The organism is Paenibacillus sp. F024, from assembly GCF_057814255.1.
Map to the genome: position 1 here is coordinate 1 of NZ_JBVASZ010000124.1, position 313 is coordinate 313.

The window sequence follows — 313 nt, forward strand, 5'->3', positions numbered from 1 at the left end:
TTGATATGGAGAAACTGTCCGCTGGATTTAATAAGCTTCTGAATTTCGCGATGGCGGCCGCCTTGCTGGTGATGGGAGTGCTTGTTTTTGGAAACGTTGTTTTGCGGTATGCTTTTAACTCGGGGATCACGTGGTCCGAGGAATTATCCCGCTATTTCTTCATTTGGCTCACTTTTCTTGGCGCCATTGGGGCGCTAAGAGATCATCAGCACCTGGGTATGGATGTTTTCGTCAAACGAATGCCCTATAAATTAAAAAAGGCTGCATTTATTGTAAGAAGCATTATTGTCATTTTTCTTCTTTATTTAGTGCT

Annotated in this window: 1 protein-coding gene; it reads left to right on the plus strand. The window is 42.8% G+C overall.

What is annotated here, in order from left to right; all coding sequences use genetic code 11:
• Window positions 1-313, plus strand: a 313-nt coding sequence (locus ACZYR9_RS27645) for a TRAP transporter small permease (protein ID WP_488981498.1), incomplete at both ends; no start/stop codon positions are given.